We start from the raw sequence: 17867 nt of genomic DNA on the forward strand, positions 1-17867 counted from the left end.
AATCCTCACGCAGGATTCAATTTTTCGTGAGGTATCGGCGGCCGTCCCGCGCCACAATGCAGCCAGCCTCCCCACTGGCCCCGAGCTGCCGATGTCCACCAAACGCGTGCTGATCGTTGAAGACGATGCCCACATCGCCGACCTGCTGCGCATGCACCTGGGCGATGAGGGCTACGACGTCGCCCATGCCGCCAGCGGCGATGCCGGCCTGCGCCTGCTTGAGCAGGAAGGGCCATGGGATGCGCTGGTGCTGGACGTGATGCTGCCCGGCGTGGACGGCCTGCAGGTCTGCCAGCGTGCACGCGCGATGGCGCGCTACGTGCCGATCATCATCATCAGTGCGCGTGGCAGCGAAACGCAGCGCATCGTTGGCCTGGAACTGGGTGCGGATGACTACCTGGCAAAGCCCTTCTCGATGCCGGAACTGGTGGCCCGCGTGCGTGCGCTGCTGCGCCGGGCCGAGGCGATGGCGCAGAGCGCGCGCATCGATGCCGGTGCGATCGAGCTGGGCGGGCTGCAGCTGGACCCGGTCGCGCGCACCGCTTCGGTGGATGGCAACGCGCTGGAGCTGACCCCGCGTGAGTTCGACCTGCTGTTGTTCTTTGCCCGCCATCCGGACCAGGTGTTCGCGCGCATGGAGCTGCTCAACCAGGTATGGGGCTACCAGCACGACGGTTACGAGCACACGGTCAACACCCACATCAATCGGCTGCGCAGCAAGATCGAGCCGGACCCGGCCAACCCGCGGCGGCTGCTGACGGTGTGGGGGCGCGGCTACAAGCTGGTCGATCCGGCCGGGGCGGCGGCATGATCAAGCCGAACCTGTGGCAGAAGCTGGCGGCGGTGATCGCTGCGCTGATGCTGATGTGCTGCATGGCGTTGCTGGCGCTGCAGATGCGCGCCAATACACGCCACGAGCAGGAAGTGGTGCAGCGGTTGTCGCTGGGCCTGGCCGAGCACATCGCCCAGCGCAGCGAACTGATGGACACCAGCGGCATGCGCGATGCCGCGGTGCGCGCGTTGTTTGGCCAGCTGATGGCGGTCAATCCCAGCGTCGAGGTCTACCTGCTCGACGACCAGGGGCGCATCCTCGGCCACGATGCGCCCACAGGCCATCTGGTGCGCAACCGGGTGGACGTGGCGCCGCTGCGCCGGCTGCTGGCCGGTGCACCGTTGCCGATCCTCGGCGATGACCCGCGCAGCGCGGATGGCCGCAAGGTGTTCAGTGCCGCGCCGCTGATCGTGCAGGGTCGCCAGGCCGGTTATGTGTACGTGGTGCTGGTCGGCGAACACCGTCAGATGTTGTCCGACGACCTTGCCGCCGGCAGCCAGTGGAACACCACGCTGTGGTCGGTGATGCTGGTCGGCAGCCTGGGCCTGCTGGCCGGGCTGGTGGCGTTCTATTGGGTGACCCGCCCGTTGCGGCGGCTGACCCGGCGCATCCAGGCCTTCGACATCGATGCGCCGACGCCGCTGCCGCCGCCCGAGCCGCTGCGCCCCGGTGAGCGCGACGAACTGGTGATCCTGGAACACGCGCACGCGCAGATGGCGCAGCGGCTGGGCGAGCAATGGCAGCAGCTGCGCCAGCAGGACCTGCAGCGGCGCGAGCTGGTCGCCAACATCTCGCACGACCTGCGCACGCCGCTGTCGTCGCTGCACGGCTACCTGGAAACGCTGGCGTTGAAGGACGCCACGCTGTCACCGGACGAGCGCCGCCGCTATCTCGGTATCGCCCTGGCGCAGAGTGCCAAGGTCGGTCGGCTGGCACGCGCGCTGTTCGAGCTGGCGCGGCTGGAGCACGGCGAAGTGCGGCTGGAGTGGGAGGTGTTCGCGCTGCCGGAACTGCTGCAGGACGTGCTGCAGAAATTCGAATTGGCTGCGCAGGCGCGCAACCAGCGCCTGCACGCGGATTTCCCGCCAGGCCTGCCGCTGGTGCGCGCCGATCTGGGCCTGGTCGAGCGGGTGCTGACCAACCTGCTCGACAACGCGCTGCGGCATGCGCCCGAGGAGGGCCGGATCGAGGTGCGCCTGTGCGCGACGCCGGACAGCGTGGAGGTGAGCGTGGCCGATGATGGTCCAGGTGTTGCCCCTGCACTGCGCACGCAGCTGTTCCAGGCACCGGCCGCGCTCGGCGCGCGACGTGGCGAGAACGGCGGGTTGGGCCTGCTGATCGTGCAGCGCATCGTGCAGCTGCACGGCCGTCGCATCGAACTGCGTGACAGCGAGCGCGGCGCGCTTTTCGTGTTTGCGTTGCCGCGCGCGGAACCGGCGGCCTAGCAGGCCGCCTCGCACTCCACCACGCCGCCGCTTTCCAGCGGCAGGCGCAGGCGGATGCAGGCACCGCCCAGCTCCGAATCGGTCACCTCCACGTGGCCGCCGTGCTTGTCGGCCACCACCTGCACCAGGGCCAGGCCGAGGCCGAAACCGGGGCTGCCCGGGTCAAGGCGCACATAGGGTTGCAGTACCTGGCCGCGCAGCTCGGGCGCGATGCCGGGGCCATCGTCCTCCACCTGCAGGCACAGCCAGCCGTCGTTGACCGTGCTGGCGATGCGGATCTGGCGTCGTGCGTAGCGCAGGGCATTGCCGAGCAGGTTGCGCAATGCCAGTTCCAGCATGTGCCGGTTGACGTTGACCAGGCCCACCGGCGACAGCGCCTGCTGCACGGGCATCGGCAACGGCGCGAACTGGGCGACCACACCGCGGACCAGTGCCGCCAGCTGCAGGCGCTGCCGGGTCAGCTGATGGCAGCGGCCGAGTGCGGCGTACTCGACGCCGGCATCGGTGAGGTGCTGCAGCCGATCGACATCGGTGCGCAGGCCGCCCAGGGCATCACGCTGGATCTCGTCCAGCGCGGTGTCCTCCAGGTCGGCCAGGCCGAAGCGCATCCGTGCCAGTGGGGTGCGCACTTCATGTGCCACCGCCTGTGCCAGTACGCGCTGGCTTTCCAGCAGCTGCTGCAGCTGCTCGGCCATATGGTTGAAGGCATTGGCCAGCGGCCGCACCAGCGCGGTGCCGGCGCGTGGCGCACGCGTGTCCAGCTGTCCGTCGCGCATCTGCCGTGCCGCCTGCGCCAACTGCGAGACGTCGCGCCACAGGCGGTAGACCATCACGTACATCGGCAGTGCCACGGCCACCATCAGGATCAGCAGCAGGATGGCCACGCCGGACACTTCGCTGTCCTGCCAGCCCTCGTCGGGCAGCGCTTCGTCCAACGGCCCCAGCATCACCGCATAGTCGCTGTCGCCGATCCGCTGAAGGCTGCGCATGTGCTCCAGGTCGATCTGCACGCGGCCGTTGTTGAAGGGGGGACGCTGGCTGGCCGGCAGCTCCTTCATCGCCTCGGCCAACGGCACCATGCGCAGGGCATAGGCGAAGTCGGCGTCCAGTTCGCGCGCCAGCGTCGGCCACTGCTCGCGCGGGGTTTCGGCGAAGCGGTGCTGCAGCAGGGCATGGGTGCCACGCATTTCGGCCTGGAGCCCGGCTTCGGTGCGGTCTTCCAGCAGCGCGTCCCAGGCCCACAGGCCGAGCACGATCAGCAGCAGATGGGCGACCAGGAAGCCGATGCCGTAGCGCAGGAAGTGGAAGGCGTGGCCGCGCATCGCCGAGGGCGTACGCTTCATCCCCATGCCGATCGGCTGAACAGGTAGCCGCGGCCCCGCACGGTCTTGATCCGTTCCGGCTGCTCCGGGTTGTCGCCCAGCTTGCGGCGCAGGCGCGAGATGCGGGCATCGATCGAGCGGTCCAGGCCGTCGAAAGCGATCCCGCGCAGGCCGCGCAGCAGCGCGTCGCGGTCGAGGATCTGCCCCGCGTTGCTGGCCAGCAGGAACAGCAGGTCGAACTCGGCGGTGGTCAGTTCCAGCAGGGCGCCCTGCAGGTGCACGTTGCGGGTGGACGGGTCGATGTTCAGTTCGCCGAAGCGCAGGCTGCCGTCGCGTGGCTCGACCCGGCGGTGGCGGCGCAGGTGGGCGCGCAGGCGGGCCAGCAGCACCCGTGGTTCGATCGGCTTGCCGATGTAATCGTCGGCGCCCAGTTCCAGTCCCAGCACCTGGTCGATGTTGTCGGTGCGGGCGGTCAGCACGCAGATGATGCCGTCATAGTGGGGCCGGATCTGCCGACACACTTCGAAACCATCCTGGTCGGGCAGGCCGACATCGAGCAGGACCAGAGCCGGCTTCTCGGCCAGGATCCGGGTCACCGCACGCTCACCGCTGCGCTCGTGGGCCACCTGGTAGCCATGCCGCTGCAGATAGTCGCTGACCATCGTACCCAGGCGGGCATCGTCTTCGACCAGTACGATATCCAGCATTTTCAAGGCCTCCGTGGACGCAAACGTACCGCCACGGCACGAGCGCGGCGATGCTATCCCAGCCTTCGGGCCGCCCGGGTCCCGGGGGCGGGCGCCATTCAGCCGGGGTTGCTGGCGCACGGGCCGAGCCTCAGGCCCGGCAACAACTTGGCGTCCAGCATAGCCTGTTGCTGTTACAAAACGTTACCTTCGTGATACATGCGGTGACCATCGCTGACAGCAAAGCGACTGACGCGGGGCCGGGGGCGGGCCGAGCATGGAGTCTCCTCCGCTCCGCGTGCCGTTCCCATGTCGCCCGCCGCCGCCTGCCTGCTGAACCCGTCCCGCCGCTGCCGCTGCGGAGGTGCCCGATGAGCGGCGTGGTCGGGGCCTGGCTGCCGCCCGCCGAGGACGAACACCTGCTGCAGCAGCTGGCGCCGATGCTGCGCGCCCTGCAGCAGCGCGGCCGGGGCCGCATCGGCTACTGGACCGACGCCGAGGCCGGCCTGGCGCTGGGCCATTGCCGGGCGCCAACCGATACGCCGTTGCAGCCCTTGAGTTCGGACTGTGGTCGTTACGTGCTGTGCCTGGATGGCCGGTTGTACAACCGGGCCGACCTGCAGTCGCAGCTGCGCGATCTGCCGCGCAGCTGCAGCGATGCCCGGCTGCTGCTGCAGGCGATCGTCGAATGGGGCGTGGAGCGGGCGCTCTCCCGCATCGAGGGCGCATTCGGTTTCAGCGTATGGGACCGCGAGTCGCGCGAACTGTGGCTGGCCCGCGACCCGGTCGGCGAGCGGCCGCTGTACTACGGCTGGTACCAGGGCCAGTTCCTGTTTGCCTCGGAAATGAAGGCGCTTCAGGCCTTCGCCGGCTTTGCCCCGAGCATCGACCAGGATGCGCTGAGCCTGCTGTTGCGCCATGACTATGTGCCGGCACCACACACCATCTACCGCGGCATCCACAAGCTGGTGGCAGGTGCGATGCTGCGCATCGATCTGAATGACCATGCGGCTGGCGGTTCCAGCCAGGCCGCGCAGGGCGGCTCACGCTACTGGTGCGCACGCGATGCGATGCAGAGCGCACTGCAGGAACCGCTGCAGCCGGCCCCCAGCCTGGAGCAGGCCACCGACCAGCTGGAAGCGGTACTGCAGAAGGCCATTGCCGCACGCATGCACTCGCCGCTGGCCTGCGGCGCGTTCCTGTCCGGTGGCACCGATTCTTCATTGGTAACCGCAATGATGCAGGCGCAGTCGACCCTGCCGATCGAAGCCTGGACGGTCGGTTTCGACGATCCCGGCCATGATGAGAGCGACTGGGCCTCGCAGGTCGCGCGCCACCTGGGCGTGCAGCATCACCTGCACCGCATGGACGCGCGCCAGGGCCTGGACCTGCTGCAGCGCCTGCCGCAGGTCTGGTGCGAGCCGTTCGCCGATGCATCGCAGCTGCCGACCCTGCTCGCCAGCGAACTGCTGGGCGCTCGCAAGCCGGTTGCACTGACCGGTGATGGTGGCGATGAACTGTTCTTCGGTCACCCCAGCTACGGCCGCGCGCTGCGCAATGCGCGCCTGTGCGGTGGCCTGCCGGACTGGGTGCGTGACCTGGCACGGCGCAGCGGCAACCGCATGAACGTGGAGCGAGGCCGCCTTGGCGGCTGGCGTGCGCTGGTGGCGGAAGTCGCCGCCAACGACGTGGAAGGCCACTACCTGCAGCGCGTGACGCGCTGGCGGCAGCCGGCGCAGGTGGTGCTGGGCGCACGCGAGCCGATGACGATCTTCCAGCAGCAGGACACCGCGCTGCCGGCCGAGGCGCGCATCCAGCTGCTGGATTTCCGCATGGACCTGGCCGAAGGCATTCTCGCCAAGGTCGATCGTGCGGGCATGGCGGCGGGTGTGGAAACGCGCGCACCGCTGCTGGACATGGAGGTGGTGCGGTTGGCCTGGCGCCTGCCGCAGCACCTGAAGTACCACGATGGCGAGCACAAGCTGATCCTCAAGCACCTGCTGGCGCGCTACCTGCCCGAACCGCTGGTGTATCGCCCCAAGCGCGGCTTCGGGCCGCCGATGGCGCGCTGGTTGGCCGGCCCGCTGCGCGATTGGGCGGAGGCGCTGCTGGACCCGCAGCTGCTGCGCAACCAGGGTTGCTTCGATGCGGCGCGCGTGCGCGGTATCTGGGAGGCGTTCCTGCGTGGTGAGCGCAAGTGGCACACGCACCTGTGGAATGTGCTGATGTTCCAGGCGTGGCACCAGCATTGGCACGGTGGTCGCGGGCGCTGAGGTTCCTTCGCGGGTTGTCCTGCGCGGCGCAGGTCGGAGGCCCTTGCGTACGAATGTCCTCCGGCGCCGGCCGTTGGCCGTCACCTCCTCCTTTACTTCGTACGCAAGGGCCTCCGCCCTGCGTCCGGAGTTCGTCGGCGCCTCGTTGAAAGGTTGTCACGAGCGTTGCTCTCTACCTGCCGCACGCCGAGCCTCGTCGGGGCGGGCAGGGGTTTGGGCAAAGTAAAGGAGGAGGTGACGGCCAACGGCCGGCGCTGGGGGACATTTGCCCAGGCCCCTGCCTGCCCTGGCGGGGCCCATCAGCTCTCAGAGATCTCGAACGAGGACGCACTTCGAAATCCAGGCGACAGGCAAAAAAAGACCCGGCAGAGGGAGGGATCTGCCGGGTCCGGATTGCATGGGGGGAGGGACCCATGCAATGAGCGTTGCGTCGCGTCAGTGACTGTTCGCGTCCGCGGTTGATGCGTTGTAACCCTGCGCCAGTTCGGACCAGGCCTTGCTGGCCTGCAGGCCGAGCCCGACCATGTCCTGCTGGGCCTGGCCCAGTCGTTGCAGGTTGTCCTGCCACAGTTGCGCGCCCTTGGAGAGCGTACCGGCCGCGTCTTCACTACGGGCCAGTTCGCCCAGCCAGCCGCTGGTGGCGGTCAGGTTGCGCTCCATCGCCTTCAACTGCACGCCGAACATGCTTTCCGCGTTCTCCAACGCCAACCGGTTCGCGCGCGTTGCCGCGGCTGCGAGCTGGCGGGTGGCATCACTGAAGCGATCGCTGAAGGCGGCGGCCATGGGGCATCAGGAAGTGACTTGATGCATTGCAGCATACGCCCTTGATGCCGCATTGCAACAAAAATAACAAAGGCGCCCAGGGCGCCTTTGAAAAACCTTTCAGATCAATGGTTTGATCAGATCGCAGGGCCGCGGTAGCGGCAGCCCGAGGTGCAGGTTTCGTGCACGGTGATCTCGCTCAGCGCCGGCAGGCTGGGCTTGAGTTCATTCCAGATCCACACTGCCAGGTTCTCGCTGGTGGGGTTCTCCAGGCCGGGAATGTCATTGAGGTAGTGGTGGTCCAGGCGGTCGTAGATCGGCTGGAAGGCCGCCTTCACGTCGCCGAAGTCCATGATCCAGCCGGTCTGCGCGCCGGGCTCGCCCTCGACCTTCAGTTCCACCCGGAACGAGTGGCCGTGCAGGCGCGCGCACTTGTGCCCCGGCGGCACGTTGGGGAGGCGGTGCGCCGCCTCGAGCATGAAGACTTTGAAGATTTCCATGGCGCGATTGTACGCCGCGGGCAGCCGGGCAGCCTGAGTGGATGTTGGCCTTTCGTGAAGAAAGTCTTTTCATCCGGATGAAGAGATGATAGTTTCTCTTATATCCGTATGAAGAGATGTTATTGGCCGGACCCCGGCCAGGCATGGACTACTGCGGAACTTCATCGCCCTTACCACCTCCCCCACATCGTCATGCCCAAGCACACCCTGCTCGTGGCGGCCCTGGCCGTCGCTCTGGCCGCGCCTTTGTCCGCCGCCGCCGAAACCACCGCCGACGCCAGTGGCGAAGCCAGCACCCTGGCCGCCGTGCGCGTCACCGGTTCCAACATCAAGCGCACCGATACCGAGGCCTCCAACCCGGTGCAGGTGATCGGCCGCCAGCAGCTGGAACAGACCGGCAAGGCCACCGTGGCTGACGTGCTGCGTTCGATCTCGGCCAACACCGGCAACGCCAGCAACGAAACAACCAACAATGGTTGGGCGTCCGGCTCGGCCGGCATCGGCCTGCGCGGCCTGTCGCAGAAGAACACGCTGGTGCTGCTCAACGGCCGCCGCCTGGCCAACTATGGTTTCCCGGCCGGTGGCCTGTCCGACACCTTCGTCGATCTCAACGCGCTGCCGCTGGTCGCGGTCGAGCGCATCGAAGTGCTCAAGGACGGCGCCTCGGCGGTGTACGGCTCCGACGCCGTGGCCGGCGTGGTCAACATCATCACCCGGCAGAACTTCGAAGGCGCCGAGATCGGCGGCAGCTTCGGCGGCGCCGACCAGGGCGGCCTGCACGAGCAGAACCTGAAGTTCGTCGGTGGCCTCGGCGACCTCGACACCGATGGCTACAACATCCTCTTCAGCCTGCAGGGTTACAACCGCGAGCGCCTCGATCAGGACGAGCGCAACCTGACCAGCAGCGGCATCTACACCGACAAGCCCGGTGGCCGCTGGAACGGCTGGTCGGCCAAGGGCGCGCGCTACCTGGTCAACGGCGTGTCGGTACCGATGCTCGATGCCAGCGGCAACTGCCCGGCCGGCACCACCCGCGTTGCCAGCGCGCCGATCGATGGCCTGGCAGGCGACACCTGCGGTTTCAACCAGGCGCCGTTCACCACGCTGATCCCCTCCACCAAGCGCTACCAGGCCTATGCCAACGGTACCTTCCGCCTGAACGACAACGTCGAAGCCTTCGGCGAAGTGCTGTACAGCCAGATCAAGAGTGCCGCGTGGTTCGGCAGCAGCCCGTTCTTCACCCTGGAGAGTGGTCGCTTCGCACTGAACGCGAACAGCGGCCTGGCCGAGCCGGTGTCGTCGCTGCTGCCGGCCAACAACCCTTACAACCCGTACGGCCGTGCGATCCCGATCGAGTACACCTTCTTCGACCTCGGCGGCACGATCAAGACCAACCGCTCCACCGCCTACCGCGGTGTGTTCGGCCTGCGTGGCACCACCGCGTCGTGGGACTGGGAAGTGGCTGCGTTCGGTGCACGCAGCAGCGAGCGCGAGAGCGTCTCTGGTGGTTTCGCCAACCGCTGGGCGCTGGCCGATGCACTGGCCTCGGGCAGCTACAACCTGCTGAACCCGGCGGCGACACCGCAGTCGGTGCGCGACTCGATCAACATCGCCACCCTGCGCCCGGCCGAATCCAAGCTGCAGGGCATCGACGCGAAGATCTCCGGCAGCCTGGGCCGCACCTGGGCCGGGGAGATCGGCTTCGCTGCGGGTGCCGAATGGCGCCGCGAGAAGCTCGATTCCAACAACCCGTGGCAGATCGATGCCGGCCTGCAGGTGCGCCCGGCCATTGCCGAAGTGCACGGCAAGCGCCAGGTCAGTGCGGCCTACGCCGAAGTGAACGTGCCGCTGGCCTCGACGCTGGAGCTGTCCGCCGCCGCGCGCGCCGACCACTACGACGATTTCGGCGATGCCTTCTCGCCGAAGATCGGCCTGCGCTGGCAGCCGCTGGACTTCCTGCTGGTGCGTGCGTCGGCCTCGAAGGGCTTCCGTGCACCGTCGCTGTCGGAGAACTCCAACAGCACCAGCATCGCCTACGGCAGCGTGGTCGACCCGCGTGATCCGGACGTGCCGGGCTCGCGCCAGAACCCGACCTTCTTCACCGTCGGCAACAACGAATTGAAGCCCGAACGCACCAAAAGCGTGAACTTCGGCGTGGTGCTGTCGCCGTGGGCCAACACCAACCTGAGCGTGGACTACTACCGCATCCAGCTGGACAACCTGGTCGGCACCAACAACACCCAGACCCTGGTCAACGACAACGTGGCCGGTGCCGTGCAGCGCGATGAGCGCGGCAAGCTGCAGGCGGTCTACAACCGCTACCAGAACCTGAGCGAGCTGAAGACCTCGGGCATCGACGTTGAACTGCGCCAGCGCATCCCGACCGCTGCGCTCGGCGACTTCACCGTATCCTCGGCCTACACCCACGTGCGCGACTACCGTCGCCCGACCGTGGTCGGTGGCCCGCTGGTGGACTACGCCGGAAGCAACCTCGGCGCGACCCTGCCCAAGGACAAGGCCACCACCACGCTGGACTGGAAGTACGGCGATTTCAACGCAGCCGTAACCTGGTACTACACCAGCGGCTACCGCCAGGAAGCGAGCACCGCGGCCAAGGCCGTGCAGACGCGCGTCGGCAGCTACAGCCAGTACGACCTCTACCTGGCCTACACCGGCGTGGACAAGCTGACCGTGTACGCCAAGGTGCAGAACCTGGCCGACAAGACGCCGCCGTACGACGCCTCGTTCCCGGGCATCCGCGCGCCGTACGACTTCAGCCAGTACGACCTGCGCGGCCGCTACTTCACGCTCGGTTTCGATTACCGCTTCTGATCCATCCGTTGCGGCCGGTCACCTTCGGGGGCCGGCCGCGCGACTGTCTGCCGTTGGGTTCCTGGGGAGTCACCGTGTCCTTGCATCGTCGTGCCGTTCTTCCGTTGTTGATCGCCGCCGCCACCGCGCTGTCCTCGCCGCAGCCGGCGCAGGCACAGAGTGCGTATTTCTTCCCGCAGTCCACCGAAGTGGCCACGTTCGATACGTCCATTCCCACGCCGGAACAGTTCCTTGGCTATCCGATCGGCAGTCGTTACACCCGGCACGACCAGTTGGTGGCGTACTTCCAGGAACTCGCGAAGCGCTCGGACAGGATCAGCGTGCGTGAGATCGGGCGCAGCTACGAAGGCCGCCCGCTGTTGATTGCAACGGTCACCGCCGCCGGCAATCATGCGCGGCTGGAGCAGCTCCGCCAGCAGCACGCGACCCTGGTCGATCCGGCGCAGCCACGCAGTGCGGCCGGCGACAGCCCGGTGGTGGTGTGGCTGGGCTACAGCGTGCACGGCAACGAAACCTCCAGCGCCGAAGCGGCGATGCTGACCGCTTACTACCTGGTGGCCAACCGCAGCGCAGAAACCCAGCAATGGCTGCAGCAGGCGGTGGTGCTGTTCGATCCGGCGCAGAACCCTGACGGCCGCGACCGCGCGGCCAACTGGCACAACGCCTGGGCGTCCGATCCAGCCTCGGCCGACCCCGCCGACAAGGAACACGTCGAGCCATTCCCGCAGGGCCGCACCAACCACTACTTCACCGATCTCAACCGCGACTGGCTTGCGCTGACCCAGCAGGACTCACGGCCGAAGGTGGAGGTGTTCCATCAGTGGTATCCGAACGTACAGATCGATTTCCACGAAATGGGCAAGGACAGCACGTACTACTTCGAGCCTTCGCCGAAGAGCATGCACAGCCCGTTGATCCCGGCGGCATCGTATGAATTCAACAAGACCCTGGCCAAGTACCACGCACAGGCGCTGGATGCGCTGGGTTCGCTGTACTACACCGGCGAGAACTTCGACAACTTCTCGCCGGTGTACGGCTCCACCTATCCGGACTTCCACGGCGCGGTCGGCGTGACCGTCGAGCAGGCCAGTTCGCGTGGCCGCGTGCAGGAATCGGTGAATGGCCTGCTGACCTTCCCGTTCACCATCCGCAACCAGGTCGCCACCGGGCTGGGCACCGTGCGTGGCGCGGTGGCCGAGCGCACTGGGCTGTTCGACCTGCAGAAGCAGTTCTTCCAGAGCGCGTTGAAGCAGGCTGCGCAGCAGCCGGTGAAGAGCTTCGTGTTTGGTGATGCGCATGACCCGGCACTGACCCGTCGCCTGCTGGAACTGTTGCTGTTGCATCGCATCGAGGTGCGCGCGCTGGATCGTGCGGTTACTGTCGATGGGCAGCGCTTCGATGCCGGCAGCGCCTACGTGGTGCCGGTGCAGCAGGCGCAGTTCCGCCTGGTCCATTCGATTTTTGCCGAGACGCCGCCGATCAAGGGTGATGTGTTCTACGGCAGCACCAGCTATGCGATTGCACCGGCGTATGGCGTGGCGTTCGCCGGCAGCCGCAGCCGCATCGAAGGCGGCGCACGCGTGGCCGCGCTGCCGGAGGAGCAGGGCGCGGTCCTGGGTGGCCAGGCTGGATTCGCCTATGTCATCGACTGGCGTGACTACAACGCCGGGCGCGCGCTGGCGGTGCTGCAAGCCAAGGGCCTGGGCACCCGCGCAACGTTCCAGCCGTTCACCGCTTCCACCGCACAGGGCGAGGCCGATTTCGCCGCTGGCAGCATCGTTGTTCCGGTGGCCGGGCAACCGCTGCTGGGCGCGGCGCTGCTGGATGCGGTGAGTGCTGCTGCACGCGATGCCGGCGTGCAGGTGCATGCGTTGTCCAGCGGCCGCAGCCGCGAGGGCATCGACCTCGGCAGCGATGGCGTCAAGGCGCTGCGCAAGCCTGCTGTGGCGCTGGTGATGGGCGAGGGCGTGGCCGCCACCGAGATCGGCTCGGCCTGGTTCCTGCTTGACCAGCAGTTGCACCTGCCAGCCAGCAAGCTGGATCCGCAGCAGTTGGGCAAGGTGTCGCTGGATCGTTACACCACGATCGTGCTGTCTGGCGGGAGCTATGCCGCCGTCGACGCATCGGCGGTGACTGCCTTGAAGCGCTGGGTACAGGCCGGTGGCTCGCTGGTGACCTACGGCAGTGCATCGAAGTGGGCGATCGAACAGAAGCTTGCCGACGGCGAAAAGCTCGGCAAGGAAGAAGAGGCTGCTGATGAGAGCCGCCGTGCGTTCGGCGACCAGCGCGACATTGCTGCGATCGAGCGGGTCAGCGGCAACATCCTCAGTGCCGATGTCGATACCAGCCATCCGTTGGCGTTCGGCGTGCCGCGCCGGCAGCTGGCGATCAACAAGGAGAACACGGTGACGCTGCAGCCGAGCGCGAATCCGTTCTCGACGGTGGTGCGCATCGACACGCCGCCGCGGGTGAACGGCTACCTGTCCGAGCGCAACCGCACGCGGGTGGCGGGCAGCGCATGGCTGCTGGTGTCGGCGCAGGGGCAGGGCAACGTGGTGCTGTTTGCCGATGATCCGGCGCACCGCAAGTACTGGCACGGGACGGATCGGCTGCTGATCAACGCGATCTTCTTCGGGAATCTGGTGAATCCGAGTAAAGCGCGGGGTTGAGGCGTTTGGCGCCTTGACTGATGCGTGTGGGGGCGGCCGGGCGGGCTGCGCAGGACACGCCGTAAACCCGTCCTTGGGGGCTCGATGGCGCCATCCATGGCGCCAACGGTCCTGCGCAGCCCGCCCGGCCGCCCCTCGACGGTTTCCTGCGGGCGCGGACGCATCAGACCCCAAGACGGGAGCAAAAGCAAAAGCGGGCACTGCGGCTTCGGCTTTTGCCTTTGAATTTGAATTTGAATTTGAATTTGATCTTTCTTCTCCCGACTACCCGGCGGGAGAAGAAGGCGCAGGCAATGCTTGAAGCGGATGGGCGTGGGGCCAGCGCAAAACCGTGAGGCGCATGGATGCGCCGACCGAGCCCCCATGGATGGGTTTACGGCGTGTTTTGCGCTGGCCCCACGCCCATCCGCCCTCAGCGCAGCATACCGCCGGCTTCTACTCACGGTAGTCAGCAACAAAAAAGGGACGGCGCGTCAGCGCCGCCCCTCGATAAGCCCCCCGCGCAGCGGGAAGCACCAACCATGTCAGCTGGGATCAGCCGGCGCGACCGCCGCCGTTGCCACCCTGGCCGCGGCCACGGCCGCCACCACTGCCGCCACCGCCACGACGCTGGCCCTGGCCCGCACCGGCGCGCTGCTGGCCATTGCCACCGCCCTCGCGACGGCCGCCACCGGCCTTCTTCGGGCCCGCATGCGCATGGCGCGGTGCATCACCGTGCGGACGGCGCGCATGGCTCTTGCGCGGTGCGCGCTCGCCGGTATCGTGCTCGGCCTTGCCCGGTGCACTGTTGCCCCAGCGGATCGGCACCTGCAGCTCGAAGCCCGGCACATCACGGATGTCCATGTCGCGGCCCAGCAGGCGCACGATCGCGCGCAGCAGCTTCACTTCATCCTGCGCCACCAGCGAAATCGCCTGGCCGGTCGCGCCGTTGCGGCCGGTACGACCGATGCGGTGCACATAGTCCTCGGCCACCATCGGCAGGTCGAAGTTGATCACCTTCGGCAGCTCGTTGATGTCGATGCCGCGCGCGGCGATATCGGTGGCCACCAGCACGGTCACGCGGCCGGCCTTGAAGTCGCCCAGTGCACGCAGGCGCTGGCCCTGGCTCTTGTTGCCGTGGATCGCCGCGGTCTTGATACCGGACTTTTCCAGGAACGTGGCCAGCTTGTCGCTGCCGTGCTTGGTGCGGGCGAACACCAGCGTCTGCTCACGGCTGTCCTGCGCCAGCAGGTGCAGCAGCAGGTCACGCTTGCGGCCGGCATCGACCGGGTGCACGCGATGGGTGATGGTTTCGGCCACGGTGTTCTTCGGCGTCACCTGGATCTGTTCCGGGTTGCGCATGAACTCCAGCGCCAGCTGGCGGATGTTGTCCTCGAAGGTGGCCGAGAACAGCAGGGTCTGGCGGTTCTGCTTCGGCAGCTTGGCCAGGATGCGCTTGATCGACGGCAGGAAGCCCATGTCGAGCATGCGGTCGGCTTCGTCCAGCACCAGCAGTTCAATGCCGGACAGGTCGATGCTGCGACGCTCCAGGTGGTCGATCAGGCGGCCCGGGCAGGCCACCAGCAGGTCCACGCCACGGCGCAGGATGTCCAGCTGGTTGCCCATGCCGACGCCGCCGTAGATGCAGGCGCTGGGGATGCGCAGGTACTTGCTGTAGCCGCGCAGGCTGTCGTGCACCTGGGTGGCGAGTTCGCGGGTCGGGGCCAGGATCAGCGCACGCGGCTTGCGCGGGCCGCTGCGCACTTCCTGCGAGGCGGTGCCCAGGTGCTGCAGCAGCGGCAGGCCGAAGGCGGCGGTCTTGCCGGTACCGGTCTGTGCACCGGCCAGCAGGTCGCGACCGGCCAGCGCCAGCGGGATCGCCTGCTGCTGGATCGGGGTCGGGTTTTCGTAGCCCTGCTCGGCAAGCGCACGCAGCAGGAAGGGCGCCAGGCCCAGCGATTCAAAAGACATTGAGTTTGCTCCAAGTACAAGAAACGCCTGTCCGAACGGACAGACGGGGGCAGATCAAACTGATCGGCTGACTCGGAGCGTTCCCGTGAACCGCGCTGCGAGAAGTTGGGTGCAGCCGGCGCGGAGCGCAGGCTGGAATGCGTGACGAACGGTGTCGGAGTGGGGGCGGGCGACGGGGCGGACCCCGGACGCCGGCGATCCCGAAGGGAAACGGACGGCCGCTGCAGACCCGCCTAGTCTAACCGATGGCTGAGACCTCGCGCAAAAAGCCCCGTTCAGGTAGGGGGGCTCTCTGCAGGGCTGCGCCCTGCACCCGCAGAGGCCGAAGCCACGTCAACGTCAACGTCAACGTCAACGTCTAAGGCGGGTTTCCTGAGGGATGGCGGGGTGGGTCCGGTGGCGGGAGACGCCGTAAACCCATCCATGGGGCTTGGCCGCGGCATCCATGCCGCGGACACTCCCGCCACCGGACCCACCCCGCCTTCGACAGTTTCCCGCGATCTGTCAGATTTCATTCGATCAATTTCGATGTCTGATCGATTTCGACGGTGAATGATGTGGATGTTCGATCCGTCATCGGGAAATTGTCGGGGGTGGGGCGGTGTGGGTGGGAAGGACCGTTGGCGCCATGGATGGCGCCATCGAGCCCCCAAGGACGGGTTTACGGCGTGTCCTGCCCACCCACACCGCCCCGCCCAACTCACAGAAAACCAGAGCCGCTTTGGCATTTGACGTTGCCCTGGCCTCCAGCAGGTGCAGGGCTGCAAGCCCTGCCGAACCCCCACTACGGTAGTGTGGCCCGATGCCGCGCTGCAGCTTGGCGTCGCCGCAGATTTGATTACACTTGAAACTTGTTTGCCCACGACTCCGGACACCCACCCATGAAGCTTGGTTCTTTGAAGGAAGGCGGCCGCGACGGCACCCTGATCGTCGTCTCGCGTGACCTGCGCCACGGCGTGCGCGCCACCGGCATTGCCGCCACCCTGCAGCAGGCCCTGGAGGACTGGAGCCACATCGCGCCGCGCCTGAACGCGCTGTACGAATCGCTCAACGCTGGCGACGCCGATGGCGTGTTCGACCTGGATGTGCAGGCGCTGGCCGCACCGATGCCGCGCGCCTATGAATTCGTCGACGGCAGCGCCTACCTGCCGCATGTCGAGCGCGTGCGCCGCGCCCGTGGCGCCGAAGTGCCGGAGAGCTTCTACACCGACCCGCTGATGTACCAGGCCACCAGCGCCGGTTTCCATGGCCCGCGCGATGCGGTCAAGGTGGTCAGCGAGGACTACGGCATCGACCTGGAAGCGGAGATCGTGGTGATCACCGACGACGTGCCGATGGCGGCTACCCCTGAACAGGCGGCGGGCCACATCCAGCTGGTCGGCCTGGTCAACGATGTCTCGCTGCGCAACCTGATTCCGGGCGAGCTGGCCAAGGGCTTCGGCTTCCTGCAGTCCAAGCCGCGTTCGGCGCTGTCGCCGGTGTTCGTCACCCCTGACGAGCTGGGCGCTGCGTGGCAGGACAGCAAGGTGCACCTGCCGCTGCTGACCCATATCAACGGCCAGTGGTTCGGTGCGCCGGAAGCGGGCGTGGACATGCAGTTCAACTTCGCCCAGCTGGTCGCGCATGCGGCCAAGACCCGTCCTCTGGGTGCTGGCACCATCGTCGGCTCCGGCACCATCGCCAACGAAGACACCAGCAAGGGTGCGTCGTGCTTCGCCGAGCAGCGCGTGGTCGAAACCCTGCGTGATGGCAAGCCGAGCACGCCGTTCATGTCGTTCGGCGATGTGGTCCGCATCGAGATGCTCGATGCCGCCGGCAACAGCATCTTCGGTGCGATCGAGCAGCGCATCGAACAGGCGGCCAAGCCCTGAGCATGGAGGCGGCGATGGACATCCTGGTTGACGACGGCCCGGTCGACGACGGCATCGTGCTGTACACCTACTGGCGATCCAGCGCCGCCTACCGCGTGCGCATCAGCCTGGAGCTGAAGGGCCTGGCCTGGGAGGCCCGGCCGGTGCACCTGGTCCGCGAGGGCGGCGAGCAGCATCTGGAGGCTTACCGCGCGCTCAATCCGCAGCAGCTGGTGCCGACCCTGCTGCACGATGGGCACACGCTGACCCAGTCACTGGCGATCATCGAGTACCTGGAAGAGCGCTTCCCGCAGGTGCCGCTGCTGCCGGCCGACGCCGTCGGCCGCGCGCGGGTGCGGGCGCTGGCCCAGCTGGTGGCCTGCGATATCCATCCGATCAACAACCTGCGGGTGATGCAGTACCTGGAACGCGACCTGCAACTGCCGGCCGACGCCCGCACGCAATGGACCCTGCACTGGATCGCCGAAGGCTTTGCCGCGATGGAAGCGATGCTGGCCAACAGCCGCGACACCGGCACCTTCTGCCACGGCGACCGCCCCGGCCTGGCCGACCTCTGCCTGCTGCCGCAGCTCTACAACGCCCACCGCTTCGGCCTCGACCTGGCGCCGTACCCGACCCTGCGCCGCATCGAGGCCGCCTGCCAGGCGTTGGACGCCTTCGAGCGCGCGCGCCCGGAAAACCAGCCCGACGCCGCCTGACAGGCCGCTTCGCTCGCCGGGCATGGC

12 protein-coding genes are annotated in these 17867 nt (G+C 67.4%); 7 read left to right on the forward strand and 5 right to left on the reverse strand.

Translation table 11 applies throughout. The features are described from left to right. Positions 1 to 91: 91 nt before the first annotated feature. Positions 92 to 811: a response regulator transcription factor gene (locus tag QP552_RS02460; protein ID WP_005407947.1), complete on the forward strand. Its 720-nt coding sequence runs from the start codon at positions 92 to 94 to the stop codon at positions 809 to 811. Beyond that, positions 808 to 2277, forward strand: coding sequence for a HAMP domain-containing sensor histidine kinase (locus QP552_RS02465; RefSeq protein WP_111113566.1), 1470 nt, complete (start codon positions 808 to 810; stop codon positions 2275 to 2277). Before QP552_RS02460 ends, QP552_RS02465 begins: the two co-directional genes overlap by 4 nt. Here the strand turns inward: QP552_RS02465 and QP552_RS02470 are convergent. Both QP552_RS02470 and QP552_RS02475 read right to left on the reverse strand, forming a co-directional pair. Further along, entirely contained in the window at positions 2274 to 3620 is a 1347-nt protein-coding gene (locus QP552_RS02470; RefSeq protein WP_286074874.1) for an ATP-binding protein, read from the reverse strand. The two genes, QP552_RS02465 and QP552_RS02470, sit on opposite strands and share 4 nt — an antisense overlap. After that, on the reverse strand, positions 3617 to 4306 hold the full coding sequence (locus QP552_RS02475) for a winged helix-turn-helix domain-containing protein (RefSeq protein WP_004154050.1): 690 nt from the start codon (positions 4304 to 4306) through the stop codon (positions 3617 to 3619). Before QP552_RS02475 ends, QP552_RS02470 begins: the two co-directional genes overlap by 4 nt. Before the next feature lie 350 nt (positions 4307 to 4656). On the opposite strand from QP552_RS02475, the gene asnB reads away from it, so the two are divergent. Then, positions 4657 to 6558, forward strand: coding sequence for an asparagine synthase (glutamine-hydrolyzing) (gene asnB / locus QP552_RS02480; protein WP_180851341.1), 1902 nt, complete (start codon positions 4657 to 4659; stop codon positions 6556 to 6558). Between the two features lie 435 nt (positions 6559 to 6993). On the opposite strand, the gene QP552_RS02485 is transcribed toward asnB, so the two are convergent. Both QP552_RS02485 and queD read right to left on the reverse strand, forming a co-directional pair. Beyond that, positions 6994 to 7341, reverse strand: coding sequence for a phasin family protein (locus QP552_RS02485; RefSeq protein ID WP_111113628.1), 348 nt, complete (start codon positions 7339 to 7341; stop codon positions 6994 to 6996). Between the two features lie 116 nt (positions 7342 to 7457). After that, positions 7458 to 7820 (reverse strand): 6-carboxytetrahydropterin synthase QueD, encoded by a 363-nt coding sequence (queD, locus tag QP552_RS02490; RefSeq protein ID WP_004141227.1) that lies wholly within the window; start codon positions 7818 to 7820, stop codon positions 7458 to 7460. A gap of 192 nt (positions 7821 to 8012) precedes the next feature. On the opposite strand from queD, the gene QP552_RS02495 reads away from it, so the two are divergent. Together QP552_RS02495 and QP552_RS02500 are read left to right on the forward strand one after the other, a co-directional pair. Further along, entirely contained in the window at positions 8013 to 10652 is a 2640-nt protein-coding gene (locus tag QP552_RS02495; protein ID WP_286074877.1) for a TonB-dependent receptor, read from the forward strand. 74 nt (positions 10653 to 10726) lie between these two features. After that, on the forward strand, positions 10727 to 13321 hold the full coding sequence (locus QP552_RS02500; RefSeq protein WP_286074878.1) for a M14 family zinc carboxypeptidase: 2595 nt from the start codon (positions 10727 to 10729) through the stop codon (positions 13319 to 13321). Positions 13322 to 13855: 534 nt separating this feature from the next. Here QP552_RS02500 and QP552_RS02505 read toward each other — a convergent pair. Then, entirely contained in the window at positions 13856 to 15271 is a 1416-nt protein-coding gene (locus QP552_RS02505) for a DEAD/DEAH box helicase (RefSeq protein WP_286074880.1), read from the reverse strand. An 881-nt stretch (positions 15272 to 16152) separates the two neighbouring features. Between QP552_RS02505 and QP552_RS02510 the strand changes: the two genes are divergently transcribed. Next, positions 16153 to 17142: a fumarylacetoacetate hydrolase family protein gene (locus tag QP552_RS02510; protein WP_164137462.1), complete on the forward strand. Its 990-nt coding sequence runs from the start codon at positions 16153 to 16155 to the stop codon at positions 17140 to 17142. A gap of 14 nt (positions 17143 to 17156) precedes the next feature. Beyond that, complete coding sequence (gene maiA / locus QP552_RS02515; protein WP_286074881.1) at positions 17157 to 17840, forward strand: maleylacetoacetate isomerase; 684 nt, start codon at positions 17157 to 17159, stop codon at positions 17838 to 17840. Positions 17841 to 17867: the final 27 nt, after the last annotated feature.

This window comes from Stenotrophomonas sp. 59, assembly GCF_030291095.1.
Taxonomy (GTDB): domain Bacteria; phylum Pseudomonadota; class Gammaproteobacteria; order Xanthomonadales; family Xanthomonadaceae; genus Stenotrophomonas; species Stenotrophomonas maltophilia_Q.